11 protein-coding genes are annotated in these 13,262 nt (G+C 63.7%); 7 read left to right on the plus strand and 4 right to left on the minus strand.

Going from position 1 to position 13,262, the window contains the following annotated elements; genetic code table 11:
* Positions 1-18 precede the first annotated feature (18 nt).
* The 3 genes from ACVWZ4_RS09690 to ACVWZ4_RS09700 all read left to right on the plus strand — a co-directional run bounded on the left by ACVWZ4_RS09690 (position 19) and on the right by ACVWZ4_RS09700 (position 4,480).
* The gene (locus tag ACVWZ4_RS09690) at positions 19-1,752 is read left to right on the plus strand and encodes an ABC transporter permease (RefSeq protein WP_456736566.1); all 1,734 of its coding nucleotides are present in this window, start codon (positions 19-21) and stop codon (positions 1,750-1,752) included.
* A 13-nt stretch (positions 1,753-1,765) separates the two neighbouring features.
* Complete coding sequence (locus tag ACVWZ4_RS09695) at positions 1,766-3,079, plus strand: ABC transporter ATP-binding protein (RefSeq protein WP_456740182.1); 1,314 nt, start codon at positions 1,766-1,768, stop codon at positions 3,077-3,079.
* A 102-nt stretch (positions 3,080-3,181) separates the two neighbouring features.
* Positions 3,182-4,480 carry a hemolysin family protein gene (locus ACVWZ4_RS09700; protein ID WP_456740183.1) on the plus strand — a complete coding sequence of 433 codons (1,299 nt, stop codon included), beginning with the start codon at positions 3,182-3,184 and terminating at the stop codon, positions 4,478-4,480.
* Between the two features lie 113 nt (positions 4,481-4,593).
* Here the strand turns inward: ACVWZ4_RS09700 and ACVWZ4_RS09705 are convergent, their stop codons facing one another.
* Together ACVWZ4_RS09705 and ACVWZ4_RS09710 are read right to left on the minus strand one after the other, a co-directional pair.
* A complete protein-coding gene (locus tag ACVWZ4_RS09705) occupies positions 4,594-6,303 on the minus strand; it encodes an FMN-binding glutamate synthase family protein (RefSeq protein ID WP_456700852.1) in 1,710 nt (569 codons plus the stop codon).
* A gap of 205 nt (positions 6,304-6,508) precedes the next feature.
* A complete protein-coding gene (locus ACVWZ4_RS09710; protein ID WP_456700851.1) occupies positions 6,509-7,282 on the minus strand; it encodes a ferredoxin--NADP reductase in 774 nt (257 codons plus the stop codon).
* 371 nt (positions 7,283-7,653) lie between these two features.
* On the opposite strand from ACVWZ4_RS09710, the gene ACVWZ4_RS09715 reads away from it, so the two are divergent.
* Positions 7,654-8,454: an ATP-grasp domain-containing protein gene (locus ACVWZ4_RS09715; RefSeq protein WP_456740184.1), complete on the plus strand. Its 801-nt coding sequence runs from the start codon at positions 7,654-7,656 to the stop codon at positions 8,452-8,454.
* Between the two features lie 47 nt (positions 8,455-8,501).
* Here ACVWZ4_RS09715 and ACVWZ4_RS09720 read toward each other — a convergent pair whose 3' ends face one another.
* Together ACVWZ4_RS09720 and ACVWZ4_RS09725 are read right to left on the minus strand one after the other, a co-directional pair.
* Positions 8,502-9,419, minus strand: coding sequence for an amino acid ABC transporter substrate-binding protein (locus ACVWZ4_RS09720; RefSeq protein ID WP_456740185.1), 918 nt, complete (start codon positions 9,417-9,419; stop codon positions 8,502-8,504).
* 12 nt (positions 9,420-9,431) lie between these two features.
* Positions 9,432-10,727: a dicarboxylate/amino acid:cation symporter gene (locus tag ACVWZ4_RS09725; protein ID WP_456700848.1), complete on the minus strand. Its 1,296-nt coding sequence runs from the start codon at positions 10,725-10,727 to the stop codon at positions 9,432-9,434.
* 211 nt (positions 10,728-10,938) lie between these two features.
* Here ACVWZ4_RS09725 and ACVWZ4_RS09730 point away from each other — a divergent pair, with 211 nt between their 5' ends.
* The 3 genes from ACVWZ4_RS09730 to ACVWZ4_RS09740 all read left to right on the plus strand — a co-directional run bounded on the left by ACVWZ4_RS09730 (position 10,939) and on the right by ACVWZ4_RS09740 (position 13,226).
* The gene (locus ACVWZ4_RS09730) at positions 10,939-11,940 is read left to right on the plus strand and encodes an NADP-dependent oxidoreductase (RefSeq protein WP_456700847.1); all 1,002 of its coding nucleotides are present in this window, start codon (positions 10,939-10,941) and stop codon (positions 11,938-11,940) included.
* 149 nt (positions 11,941-12,089) lie between these two features.
* On the plus strand, positions 12,090-12,926 hold the full coding sequence (locus ACVWZ4_RS09735; RefSeq protein ID WP_456790094.1) for a cysteine rich repeat-containing protein: 837 nt from the start codon (positions 12,090-12,092) through the stop codon (positions 12,924-12,926).
* A 90-nt stretch (positions 12,927-13,016) separates the two neighbouring features.
* The gene (locus tag ACVWZ4_RS09740; protein WP_456740186.1) at positions 13,017-13,226 is read left to right on the plus strand and encodes a hypothetical protein; all 210 of its coding nucleotides are present in this window, start codon (positions 13,017-13,019) and stop codon (positions 13,224-13,226) included.
* Positions 13,227-13,262: the final 36 nt, after the last annotated feature.

The raw sequence follows: 13,262 nt of genomic DNA on the forward strand, positions 1-13,262 counted from the left end.
TTGCCCAGAGGCGGGCCCATGAAGCCGAGAGATATCCGCACGGCCGCGCTCGGCCGGGCGCTGCGCCCCAATATCTGGGATGTGGTCGCACTCATCCTCGTGATCGGCGCGATGGTACTGATCGTCTATGGCGGCGAACAGACCACCGCGCCGCTGTCCGAGCTTGAGCGCACGCCTGTTTCGCTCGATCCGGCGAACCTGCCGCTCTACGCGCTGCGCACGGTGCTGCGCATGCTGCTTGCGATCGTCTGCTCGACGGTCTTCACCTTCATCTACGCGGCGATCGCGGCCAAGAGCCGGCGCGCGGAGATGGTCATGATCCCGGTGCTGGACATCCTCCAGTCCGTGCCGATCCTGGGCTTCCTGACCTTCACCGTCGTCTTCTTCATGAATCTATTTCCGAGCCAGGTGCTCGGCGCTGAACTGGCCTCGGTGTTCGCGATCTTCACGAGCCAGGCCTGGAACATGACGTTCAGCATGTACCAGTCGATGCGCAACGTACCGAAGGATCTGGAAGAGGCCACGCAGAGCTTTCATCTGTCCGGGTGGCAGCGCTTCTGGCGCCTTGACGTGCCCTTCGCGATGCCGGGACTGATCTGGAATGCGATGATGTCGATGTCGGGCGGCTGGTTCTTCGTCGTCGCATCGGAGGCGATCACCGTCGGCAATACCACCGTGACCCTGCCGGGCGTCGGATCCTATGTCGCGCTCGCGATCCAGCAGCGCGATTTGCCGGCGATCTTCTACGCGATCCTGGCGATGCTGCTCGTCATCATCGCCTATGATCAATTGCTGTTCCGCCCCATCATCGCCTGGGCCGACAAATTCCGCTTTGAGCAGACCGCGTCTGGCGAGCCACCCACCTCCTGGATGCTGGACCTGTTTCGCCGGACCCGCGCTCTGCGTGCGGTGACGCTGCCCTTCTCCGCCATCAATCGCTTCGTTTCGAATTTGCGCATCTCGCTGCCCAGACCGGCGGGATCGACGAAGAGCAAAAGCCAGCCGTCTCGACTGATCGACGGGCTCTGGCTTGCCGTCATCCTCGCCGGCACGGCCTACGCGGCGTGGCTGACCTACCGCTATCTTTCGGCCAGTCTTGGCCTCGGCGACGTGCTCGTCGTGATCCGCGACGGGCTGATAACCCTGCTGCGCGTCGTTGTCCTGATCAGCCTTGCGACCTTGATCTGGGTGCCGATCGGCGTCTGGATCGGCTTGCGTCCGAAACTGGCCGAGCGCATCCAACCATTGGCACAATTTCTCGCCGCGTTTCCCGCCAACCTTGCCTTTCCGGTCTTCGTCGTTGCCATCGTCAGCTTCAAGCTCAACCCGAACGTCTGGCTGAGCCCACTGATGATCCTGGGCACGCAATGGTACATCCTGTTCAACGTCATCGCCGGCGCCAGCGCTTTTCCGAGCGATCTGCGCGAGGCCGCGAGCAGCCTTCATCTCGGCGGCTGGCGCTGGTGGCTGAAGGTGATCCTGCCAGGCATCTTCCCTTATTACGTCACCGGCGCGATCACCGCTTCCGGCGGGTCCTGGAACGCATCGATCGTCGCCGAAGTCGCCAGCTGGGGCGACACGCATCTGAACGCCAGCGGGCTCGGCGCTTATATTGCATCTGCGACTGAAGCGGGCGATTTCCCGCGTGTCGTTCTCGGGATAGCCGCGATGTGCATCCTGGTGACGTTGTTCAATCGTCTGGTCTGGCGACCGCTCTACGCCTTCGGCGAGCGCCGCCTGCGGCTCGGCTGACGAGGAGTTCATCATGCTCGATCACCCCCCTGCGCTCATCGACATCCGCGGTGTCTGCCGGTCTTTTCCGAAGGGCAGCGGCGAGCAGCTGCTGGTTCTGGAGAAGGTCGACCTGACGATCCGCTCCGGCGAGATCGTCGGCCTGCTCGGCCGCTCGGGCTCCGGCAAATCCACGCTGCTGCGGATCATCGCCGGCCTGATCGCTCCGTCCACGGGACAGGCGACCTGCCGGGGCGAGATCATCGCCGGACCGCCGAACGGCGTCGCCATGGTGTTCCAGTCGTTCGCGCTGTTTCCCTGGCTGACGGTGCTGCAAAACGTCGAGCTTGGGCTGGAGGCGCTTGGCGTCGATGCTGCCGAACGGCGCAAGCGCGCGCTGGCGGCGATCGACCTGATCGGCCTCGACGGATTCGAGTCGGCCTTTCCCAAGGAATTGTCGGGCGGCATGCGTCAGCGCGTCGGCTTTGCCCGTGCGCTGGTCGTGCATCCCGATCTGCTCCTGATGGACGAACCATTCTCGGCGCTCGACGTGCTCACCGCCGAAACGCTGCGTACCGACCTGATCGATCTCTGGGTGGAAGGGCGCCTGCCGATCAAATCGATCCTCATGGTGACACACAACATCGAGGAGGCGGTCCTGATGTGCGACCGCATCCTGGTGTTTTCGTCGAACCCGGGACGTGTCGCCGTGGAGATCAAGGTCGAGCTCGCGCATCCGCGTAAGCGGCTTGATCCGCATTTCCGCCAGCTCGTCGACAGCATTTATGCCCGCATGACCCAGCGCGCCGAACCCAAGGCGCCGACAATCGAAGGCATCCCCGGCACCGGCGTCGGCATGGCCCTGCACCATGTATCGTCCAACGTCCTGTCCGGCCTGATCGAGACGTTGGCGGGCGCGCCCTACAACGGACATGCCGACCTGCCGGTGCTGGCGAGCCAGCTTCGGCTCGAGGCCGACGAAATCCTTCATCTCGGCGAGTCGCTGCAATTGCTGCGCTTCGCCCAGCTCAGCGAAGGCGATTTGGTGCTCACCGACGCGGGCAAGCGCTTCGCCCATCTCGAGACCGACGCGCGCAAGACGCTGTTCGCCGAGCATCTCGTCACCTATGTGCCGGTGATGGGATTGATCCGTCGCGTGCTCGACGAACGGCCCTCGCATACCGCGCCCGCGGCCCGGTTCCGCAACGAGCTCGAAGACTACATGTCGGAGGATTATGCCGACGAGACGCTGAAGACGGTGGTGTCGTGGGGGCGCTATGCCGAGCTGTTCGCCTATGACGAGCAGTCGGAGACATTCAGCCTCGAAAACCCCGGCGAAAGCTCCTGAGCCCACCTGCGACAATTTCGCCGGAACCGGGCAGGCGCGCTTCGGATTCATATATAACGGGCTTGGTCCGGTCGACCTGATGTCCCCTCTCCCCTGCGCGCAATGTTGTCTGTCGAACTCATCATCGTCGTCGTCCTGATCGTCATCAACGGCCTGCTCTCCATGTCGGAGCTGGCCGTGGTCTCATCGCGCCCGGCGCGGTTGTCGCTGCTCGCGGCCAAGGGCGTGCGCGGTGCCGAGCGCGCACTGACATTGGCTGCGGACCCCGGAAAGTTCCTTTCGACCGTGCAGATCGGGATCACGCTGGTCGGCGTGCTCTCCGGCGCCTTCTCCGGCGCGACGCTCGGACAGCGGCTGACACAATGGCTGCTCGAGCTCGGCCTGTCCCCGGGCATTGCCGATATCGTCGGCGTCGGCATCGTCGTCACCATCATCACCTATGCGACCCTGATCGTCGGCGAACTGGTGCCGAAGCAGGTCGCGCTCCGCGACCCCGAAAGCGTCGCGGTCAAGGTCGCGCCGGCGATGCACGTACTGGCGCGGGTCTCGCTGCCGCTGGTGTTCCTGCTCGACGTCTCCGGCAAGCTGATCCTGAAGCTGCTCGGCCGCGGCGGCAAGGCCGAGGAGAAGGTGTCGGAGGACGAGATCCATCATCTCGTCAGCGAGGCCGAGAGCGCGGGCGTGCTCGAGCCCGGCGAGAAGGAGATGATCGCCGGCGTGATGCGGCTTGGCGACCGTCCGGTGGGCGCGGTGATGACGCCGCGCACGGAGGTCGACGAGATCGACCTGAACGACGATCGGGCAGCGATCCAGACGATGATCGCCAAGAGTCCGCATTCGCGCTTCCCCGTTTGCGACGGCGATCGCGACAAGCCGATCGGCGTGCTCCAGGCCAAAGATCTGCTGATTGCCTACATGCGCGAGCGTGCGCCCGATCTGCGAGCGCTCGTGCGCGAGACTCCGATCATCCCGGCGTCGGCGGATGCGCGCGACGTGCTCGCGATCCTGAAGGCGGCGCCCGTGCATATCGGCCTCGTCCATGACGAGTACGGCGCGTTCGAAGGCGTGGTGACGGCAGCGGATATTCTGGAGTCGATCGTCGGCGCCTTCCACTCCGAGGAAGGGCCGCCGGAGCCCGCCTATGTCAGGCGCGCGGACGGCTCGCTGCTCGTCTCCGGCTGGATGCCGGTCGACGAGTTCGGCGACCTGCTCGGCGTCGAGCTGCCGCCCCATCACCGTTACAACACGGTGGCTGGCCTCGTGCTGCAGCAGTTCACCGTGCTGCCCGACGTCGGCGACGCATTCGAGTTCGCCGGCTGGCAAATCGAGGTGGTCGATCTCGACGGCAGGAGGATCGACAAGATTTTGGCGAGCCGGGTGAATGAGCTGGAGACGGGGTAAGCGAGCTCGCGCCGCCTCACCCGAACTTCACGCCGATCCGCTTTTAAGGTGCAGCCGGCTCGCGTCTGGTTGACGTCGGGATTGGGCGGTTTCATGCGGTGGACTATCCTCCCTCAGAGCGCCGGCTGAAACGACGACGCCTGCGCCATCCGCCAGGCGTCGCGGAACCGCGGGTCTTCGGTACCTTCGAGCAGTTCGCCCGGGCGGAGCGCCGGATAAAGCTGGGCGAAGGACCGCACGTCTGTCGTCGAGGTGCGCTGGGTGAAATGGATCGGGCGCAATTGCTGCGGATGCTCCAGGCCGGCCGCGGCGATCAGCTCGGTCAGCGAATGCAGCGTGGCGTGGTGATAATTGTGCACGCGGTCGATCTTCAGCGGTACGTAGAGCGCGCGCGCCCGCGTCGGATCCTGGGTCGCGACCCCGGTCGGACAACGGTCGGTGTGGCAGCTCAGCGACTGGATACAGCCGAGCGAGAACATGAAGCCGCGCGCCGAATTGCAATAGTCGGCGCCGATCGCCATGGCGCGCGCCATGTCGAAGGCGGTCGCGATCTTGCCTGACGCGCCGATCTTGATGCGGTCGCGCGCATTGATGCCGACAAGCGCGTTGTGGACGAAATTGACGCCCTCGCGCATCGGCATGCCCAGATGATCCATGAATTCCAGCGGCGCCGCTCCGGTGCCGCCTTCATTGCCGTCGACGACGATGAAGTCGGGATAGATCCCGGTCTGAAGCATCGCCTTGCAGATCGCCAGAAACTCCCAGGGATGGCCGATGCAGAGCTTGAAGCCCGCCGGCTTGCCCCCGGAGAGCCTCCGCATCTCGGCGATGAACTCCATCATGCCCGATGGCGTGGAGAAGGCACGATGCGAGGCCGGCGAGATGCAATCCTCGCCCATCGCTACGCCGCGGATCTTGGAGATTTCTTCCGAGACCTTCGCCGCCGGCAGCACGCCGCCATGGCCGGGCTTGGCGCCCTGGCTGATCTTGAGCTCCACCATCTTGATCTGGTCCTGGCTCGCGACGCGCGCGAATGCATCCGGATCGAAGGTGCCGTCGCGATGACGGCAGCCGAAATAGCCGGAGCCGATCTCCCAGATGATGTCGCCCCCCATCTCGGCGTGATAGGGGCTGAAGCCGCCCTCGCCGGTGTCGTGGGCGAAGCCGCCCTTCTTCGCGCCGGCATTCAGCGCTCGTACCGCATTCGGGCTGAGCGCGCCGAAGCTCATCGCCGAGATGTTGAAGACCGATGCCGAATAGGGCTTTGCGCAATCCGGCCCGCCGATCGTGACGCGAAACTTCTCCTCGGCATGCGCCTTCGGCGACACCGAGTGATGCATCCACTCGTACCCCTGGCGATAGACGTCCTCCTGCGTCCCGAACGGACGCTTGTCGAGCTGCATCTTGGCGCGCTGATAGACCACCGCGCGAATGTCGCGCGAGAACGGCATGCCGTCTTTTTCGCTCTCGAAGAAATACTGCCGCATCTCCGGCCGGATTTCTTCCAGCAGGAAGCGGATGTGCGCCGAGATCGGATAGTTGCGCAGAACCGCATGGCCCTTCTGCATGAGGTCGCGGACGCCGAGCAGCGTCAGGGCGCCGAAGATCGCGATCGGGACCAGCAGGATGTCGAAGATCCGGCGGTCCGCGATGGCGATCCCGATCAACAGCGCGGTGACCACCGCGCAGATCGTCAGGATGATGAAGCGAGGCGAGAATGGAAGCAGCAGGGTTTCCATGATCCCCTCTTGCGCCAGCGGCAGGCGCTTGGGTGAGGGGGAGTTGGACGCTTCCTGCGTGTTGTTGTCGGCCACGATTGCCATCCTCTCGCCAGCATGAGGCGATACGATACGCCTCCCCCTGTCATACGGATATGACGCAGCGCTTGTTTCAGGCTAGCGAATTCGGCCGGGACAAATCAATCAGCCCGATGGGCGGGCCTTTTGCAGTGCAGCAGGACCGGGATGGGGAGGGCTACGCGGTCGTCCCGGCGAGAGCCAGGACGACGCGGAGAGGACCAGGCGTGGCTTAGCGCTCGACGAACGCCTTCTCGATCACGAAATGGCCAGGCTTGTTGCCGCTTCCTTCGACGAAGTCGCGACCTTCGAACATCACCTTCAGCTCTTCCAGCATCGCCGGGCTGCCGCACATCATGATGCGGTCGGTCTCGATGTCGAGCGGGCCCTGCCCAATGTCGTTGAAGATCTGCTCGGAGCTGATGAGGTCGGTGATGCGGCCGCGGTTGCGGAACGGCTCGCGGGTCACGGTCGGATAGTAGATCAGCTTGTCCGCGAGCAGCTCGCCGAACAGCTCGTCCTCGCGCAAACTCGCCACGAGCTTCTCGCCATAAGCGAGCTCGGAGACCTGGCGGCAGCCGTGCACCAGCACGATGCTCTCGAACTGATCATAGACCTCGGGGTCCTTGATCAGGCTGGCGAACGGCGCAAGGCCCGTGCCCGTCGAGAGCAGCATCAGACGCTTGCCGGGGATGAGATTGTCGGTGATCAGCGTGCCGGTCGCCTTGCGGCCGACCAGGATGGTGTCGCCTTCCTTGATCTTCTGCAGGCGCGAGGTCAGCGGACCGTCCTGCACCTTGATCGAGAAGAACTCGAGCTCTTCCTCGTGATTGGCACTGGCCATGCTGTAGGCGCGCAACAGCGGACGGCCGTCGACCTCGAGACCGATCATCGCGAACTGGCCGTTCTGGAAGCGGAAGCCGGTGTCACGCGTCGCGCGGAAGCTGAACAACGTGTCGGTCCAGTGCTGGACGGAAACAACTTTCTCTCGGTAAAACGCGCTCATGATTTTCGATATTCCGAATGACTGCGGTTTTAGGGCAAAAGCGTTGCCCGGCCCCGAGAACGGGGCGGACACCATTGCCATGGCGGAGGTTTTCGCGTGTTTGATCTACGCCATCGAGACCAATAATCAACCTCGTTCCGGGTGCAATTGATGCCGCGCCATCATGCATTTGCGGCGGAATTGGTCACAGCATTAACGGATCTGCTGTCGGGGGCCCGCAGAGGGCAATTTCTTTTCCCTTGCGGGTGCAATTGCAGCACTTAATTTCCCCCGCGCTCGCGAGAATTTCATTAAGAATAGCTCTGATTTTCACCCGGCTTGGCGCCATTTCCCGCATTTCCGCGGCTTTTGGCGCCTGGGACGACGACGACATGGCAACCAGCGAGCGGATCTTCGTCCAGGCCATCAAGGCCTATGGTGCGCGCCACGGCATCGACGTCGATGTCCGCGCCGGCGGCTGGCTGATCGCGATGCGTCGCGGCGAGATCCGCCGCTTCGCCTTCGGCTATGACATCGGCCTCAACAGCGCGATTGCACACCGCCTCGCCAACGACAAATCGGCGACGGCAGAGGCGCTGTGGCTTGAGGGCGTGTCCTCGATTCCGCATCACCTCTTCCTCAACCCGAAGCTGGGCAAGGATGTTGTCGGGCCTGACTGGCGAAATGCAATGCTTGAGCTGCTCCGCGCGCACCCACAGGGCGTGGTCGTGAAGCCGAATGAAGGAACATCGGGGCGCTCAGTGTTCAAGGTCACGACGGAGGCCGAACTCGACCACGCTGCGAGCGAGGTTTTTTCGATGAGCGTCGGCCTCGTGATCTCGCCTTACGTCGCGATTGCGGAAGAGATCCGTGTGATCCTGCTCGGTGATGTGCCCCTCGTGGTGTACAGCAAGCAGCGTGGTGCGGATTGGCGGCACAACCTCGATGCCGGCGCAAAGCCGGTGTTGCTGGAGGATGGCGAGGTTCGAACCGCGTGCGTGAAGCTCGCGATCGATGCCGCGCGCTCCATCGGCATCACCTTTGCGTCAATCGACGTCGTGCGTGTGGACGGCTCCTGGCGCGTGCTGGAAATCAATTCCGGCGTGATGATGGAGGCGCTGGGCAAGCTGCATCCGGAGCTTGTGCAGGCGACGTATGATGCGGCGCTGGATCGGGTGTTTGGGGGAAGCTAGCGACCGCGGGGCCCTTCCCCTCCCCTGGAGGGCAAGGAAGACTGTGGCTAATTATTCGCGCTCGCGGAATCGTCCATCGCCTTGAACGCTTCCTCGAGCTGCAGCGAGATCGGCACGTTCATTTTCTCGCCGGTGGGCATGCGCGCGATGAACCATTTGTTGTAGAGCGGCACGAGATCGTGGTTGGATCCGAGCTTGCGGAATGTGCGCTCGACCACGGCGGCGAGCTGCGGCTCGCCCTTGCGGAACATGATGCCGTAGGGGTCGTAGGACAAATAGTCGCCGGTGACGCGGAACTTGTCCTGCGACTTGTGGCGCACGATCAGGCCCGAGAGCAGGATGTCGTCGGTCGCGAACGCATCGGCCTTGCCGTCGACGAGCATCTGATATGACTGCTCGTGATCGGCGCCGAGGACGATGTTCAGCCCCAGCGCGGACTTCTTCTCGGCCGCCCGGATCGCCTGCTCGTTGGTGGTGCCCTTGGTCACCACGATGGTCTTGCCCTTCAGATCGGTCAGCTGTTGGACGCTGGAGGCCTTCGGCACCATCAGCTTGGTGCCGGCCACGAACATCAGCGGCGAGAAGGCGACGCGCCTGCCGCGCTCGGAATTGGCGGTGGTCGACCCGCATTCCAGATCGATCTTGTTCTGGAGCACCGCATCGATGCGATCATCCGAGGTGACCTTGACGTACTCGATCTTCAGATCGGGGTCGTCGACCTCGACCCCGATCTCCTCGACGATGGCCTCGCACAATTCGAGGCTATAGCCGATCGGCCGGCCCGCCTGGTCGAGGAAGGAGAACGGCGGCGAGCTTTCGCGATAGCCGAGCCGCACGGTATGCGCATTCTTGATGGCAAGCAGCGTCGGGCTAAGCCCTTCGCTGCCGCCGGTCTGGGCGGAGGCTGCCGTCAGCAGGCAGGCCGCCAGCAACAGGCCGCTCGAAATCGCCGTCAAAGGGCGCATGACGCACTCCCGTCAGTGGCCGGCCATCGCAGGCACTTCGCCCGGCACCATGTCGCCGGGTACGGCATCGCCTGGTCCCATCGCGTGCTCGGGCCCGAGCTCGCCTTCCCACTTCGCAACCACCGAGGTTGCCAGCGTGTTGCCGATCACATTGGTGGCGCTGCGACCCATGTCGAGGAAGGTGTCGATGCCCATGATCATCAACAGGCCCGCTTCGGGAATGTTGAACTGCGAGAGCGTCGAGGCGATCACGACGAGGGAGGCACGCGGCACGCCGGCAACGCCCTTCGACGTGATCATCAGGGTCGCCAGCATCGCGAGCTGCGTGCCGAGCGGCATGTCGATGTGGTAGCTCTGCGCAATGAAGATACTGGCGAAAGTGCAGTACATCATCGTGCCGTCGAGGTTGAAGGAATAGCCGAGCGGCAGCACGAAGCTCGAGATCCGCGACGAGGCGCCGAAGCGGTTGAGGCCTTCGAGCGTCTTCGGGTAGGCCGCTTCCGAGCTCGCCGTGGAGAACGCGATCATCAGCGGCTCACGGATCAGTCTCAAGAGATGGCTGTAGCGCGGCCCGATCACGATGAAGCCGACGATCACCAGGATACCCCAGAGCAGGAAGAGCGAAAGATAGAAACCGCCCATGAATACGATGAGCTTCCAGAGCACCAGCAGACCGTTCTTGGCGACGGTCGCCGTGATCGCAGCCCACACCGCGAACGGCGCGAACATCATCACATAGCTCGTCACCTTCAGCATGATGTGGCCGAGATCGTCGATCAGGGACAGGATCTGCTTGGAGCGCTCCGGCAGCGCGCCCATCGCCACCGAGAAGAACACGGCGAAGATCACGATCTGGAGGATCTCGTTCTGCGCCATCGCGTCCGCGATCGAGGTCGGGATCAGGTGGGTCAGGAATTTTTCGATCGAGAAGGCGGACACCGGCAGGCCGGTCGATTGCGCCTTGTCCGGCAGCGTACCGGGAAAATTCGCGCCGGGCTGAAGCAGGTTGACCATGATGAGGCCGAGCATCAGCGAGACAAAGGACGCGCTGACGAACCAGCCCATGGTCTTGGCGAAAATACGCCCGAGCTTCGCGCCCGAACCCATATGGGCGATGCCGCCGACCAGGGTCGCAAACACCAGCGGCGCGATGATCATCTTGATCAGGCGCAGGAAGATCACGGCGATCAGGTTGATGGAGGCGGCCCAGTCGCCGCGCGTCTCCGGCATGAAATTGTAGATCGCCGAGCCCATGATGATGCCGAGCACCATCGCCGCCAAAATGTATTGCGTAAACCTGTTCGACATTGACAATCCCCACTGCTCCGGCCGCTTCATGATGTCGCAGATATGACAGCGACGCAACACGCTTTGCGTGCGGCCGATCGAGGTCGATGTTCCGGTTGCGAAACCGAGCGCGCCGATCTAGCTTTCATGCAGCGCACAACGGATGCGGCCTGCATGTTTTGTTTGCGGCAAGTGCATCAATAATCGTCAAACAATCAAAAGGGGGAACGCCATGACCGGAAGCGTCAATCGCCAAATTCTTCTGGTGGAGAAGCCCAGCGGCAAGCTCGGTCTCGAGCACTTCAAGATGGTCGAGGGCGCGAGGCCCGAGCCGAAGGATGGCGAGGCCTTGCTGCGCGTGCGCTACATCTCGCTCGATGCCGCCAACCGCGCCTGGATGCACGGCGCAACCTATCGCTCGGCCGTCGAAGCCAACAGCGTGATGGCCGGCGGTGCCATTGCCGAGGTCGTGAGCTCGAAGGCCGAGGGGCTTGCGGCCGGCGACATCGTGTTCGGCGACACCGGCTGGCAGGAATTTGCCGCAGTCGCGGCAAAGCATTTGACGAAAATGCCGAAGCTCGAGCCGATGACGCATCTGCTCAGCGTGTTCGGCATCGCCGGCCTCACCGCCTATTTCGGCCTGCTCGAGATCGGCAAGCCCAGGGAAGGCGAGACCGTCGTGGTCTCGGCCGCCGCGGGCTCGGTCGGCTCGATCGTCGGACAGATTGCCAGGATCAAGGGATGCCGCGTCATCGGCATCGCCGGCGGAGCGGACAAGTGCCATTGGCTGACATCCGAGCTCGGATTCGATGCGGCGGTCGACTACAAGGACGGCGCGGTGTTCAAGGCACTGCGCGCGGCCGCGCCAAAGGGCATCGACGTCTATTTCGACAATGTCGGCGGCGACATTCTCGAAGCCTGCATTCCACAGATGAACAATTACGGCCGCATCGCCTGCTGCGGTGCGATCTCGCAGTATGACGGCGCGCCTTCCGCGCACGGCCCGCGCGGCGTGCCCGGCCTGATCGTGGTGAAGCGGCTCGTGATGCAGGGCTTCATCGTGATGGACTACATGACGGAGAGCGGGCGTGCGCTCGCCGACCTCCAGGCCTGGGTCAAATCAGGCAGGCTGAAGGTACAGGAAGACGTCATCGACGGCTTGCAGAACACGCCGCAGGCGCTGATCGGATTGCTCGCCGGCGAAAACCGCGGCAAGCGGATGGTGAAGCTGTGACGACGTAGTTACGTCGCAATTAAACTGATAATATTTGCTCGCGGTGGCGGCCAATGCGGCCAAGATATACGCGCGGCATCGCCCGCGATGATTGTTTGCATCAGTTTTAATGAGCGTCGGCGTTGCCGGCAGGGCAGGAATTGATCCAAATGTTCAACGTCTTGAAACATGCATCAACGCGTCGCGCGTTGTTCGCCGCAGCACTCTTCGCATCTGCAACAAGCGCATTCGCGCAAGCGCCGACCGAGGCACAGAAGAGTGCCATCCGCTCCGCATGCCGCTCGGATTTCATCGCGCATTGCTCGAGCGTAACGCCTGGCGGCGTGGAAGCGTATCAATGCCTCCAAAGCCACATGTCGAGCCTGTCAGCGGGCTGCCAGACCGCGGTTCGTGCGGTTGAGCCGGCGGCTGCGCCGAAGACCGAAGCTGCGCCGGCGAAGTCCGAACCGACCAAATCTGAACCGGCCAAATCCGAACCGGCAGAAACTGAGGCGGCCCCCGCCGCCGAACCCGCGGCGAGGCCGGCGGCAGAAGCCGCTCCGAAGGCTGCCGCAGCCAAGAAGCCAGGCAGCGCGCAAATTGCCGCGGTCAAGAGCGCGTGCCGCGCGGATTACCCCAAGGTTTGCGCCAGCGTCCCGCCGGGCGGCGCCCCCGCGCTGGAATGTCTCGAGAGGAACAAGGCCAAGGTATCGCCGGCTTGCGAGAGGGCCGTGGCCGCTGTGGCCGGCGGCAGTGCCGCAGCGACAACAGCAGCACCGGCGACTGGTGCTGCAGCACCGGCGGCCGCGCCAGCTGCGATCGTTCTGCGCCCGTTGCGGCCGCGCGAGGAGTTGTTCGTCATCCGCTCTGCCTGCGGCGCAGACATCCGCTCGCTCTGCGCGGGTGTCCAGCCCGGTGGTGGACGCGTGGTGCAGTGTATCGCCGGCAATGCGGCATCGCTGTCGCCCGCCTGCAAGGACGTGCTTGCACCATTCGCGGCGCGATAGGCGCCGCGTGCTGTTGAATTTTCCTGCGCCCGCGATGATCAATCTTCTGCCGATCAGCGATTTCAGTGACGACAAGACCGGGAGGAAGACATGCGTTCAGTCCGGCTTATCGGTTCCGCGCTGCTCGCCTTGGTGGCAACCATGACGTTCGAACCATCCGACGCCAACGCGGTGGTGTGCGCCCGCGGCGTCTACCGCGCCGGTTGCGCCGGAGCGCGAGGTGCGGTCGTGGTCCGCCATCCTGCGGTCCGTTGTACCAGAGTGCTGGTGAACGGCGTCTACGTGAAGCGCTGCGTCTGAGGCACGGGTGGTCAAGCCGACATGGTTTGGCTATGA

Source organism: Bradyrhizobium sp. USDA 4472 (assembly GCF_054058595.1).

What these genes read in the sequence shown, in the direction of transcription:
- ACVWZ4_RS09710 (WP_456700851.1), bottom strand. Translation starts at nt 7,282, where the DNA reads ATGAGCGCGTTTTACCGAGAGAAAGTTGTTTCCGTCCAGCACTGGACC.
- ACVWZ4_RS09700 (WP_456740183.1), top strand. Translation starts at nt 3,182, where the DNA reads ATGTTGTCTGTCGAACTCATCATCGTCGTCGTCCTGATCGTCATCAAC.
- ACVWZ4_RS09695 (WP_456740182.1), top strand. Translation starts at nt 1,766, where the DNA reads ATGCTCGATCACCCCCCTGCGCTCATCGACATCCGCGGTGTCTGCCGG.
- ACVWZ4_RS09735 (WP_456790094.1), top strand. Translation starts at nt 12,090, where the DNA reads ATGTTCAACGTCTTGAAACATGCATCAACGCGTCGCGCGTTGTTCGCC.
- ACVWZ4_RS09715 (WP_456740184.1), top strand. Translation starts at nt 7,654, where the DNA reads ATGGCAACCAGCGAGCGGATCTTCGTCCAGGCCATCAAGGCCTATGGT.
- ACVWZ4_RS09730 (WP_456700847.1), top strand. Translation starts at nt 10,939, where the DNA reads ATGACCGGAAGCGTCAATCGCCAAATTCTTCTGGTGGAGAAGCCCAGC.
- ACVWZ4_RS09690 (WP_456736566.1), top strand. Translation starts at nt 19, where the DNA reads ATGAAGCCGAGAGATATCCGCACGGCCGCGCTCGGCCGGGCGCTGCGC.
- ACVWZ4_RS09725 (WP_456700848.1), bottom strand. Translation starts at nt 10,727, where the DNA reads ATGTCGAACAGGTTTACGCAATACATTTTGGCGGCGATGGTGCTCGGC.
- ACVWZ4_RS09720 (WP_456740185.1), bottom strand. Translation starts at nt 9,419, where the DNA reads ATGCGCCCTTTGACGGCGATTTCGAGCGGCCTGTTGCTGGCGGCCTGC.
- ACVWZ4_RS09740 (WP_456740186.1), top strand. Translation starts at nt 13,017, where the DNA reads ATGCGTTCAGTCCGGCTTATCGGTTCCGCGCTGCTCGCCTTGGTGGCA.
- ACVWZ4_RS09705 (WP_456700852.1), bottom strand. Translation starts at nt 6,303, where the DNA reads ATGGCAATCGTGGCCGACAACAACACGCAGGAAGCGTCCAACTCCCCC.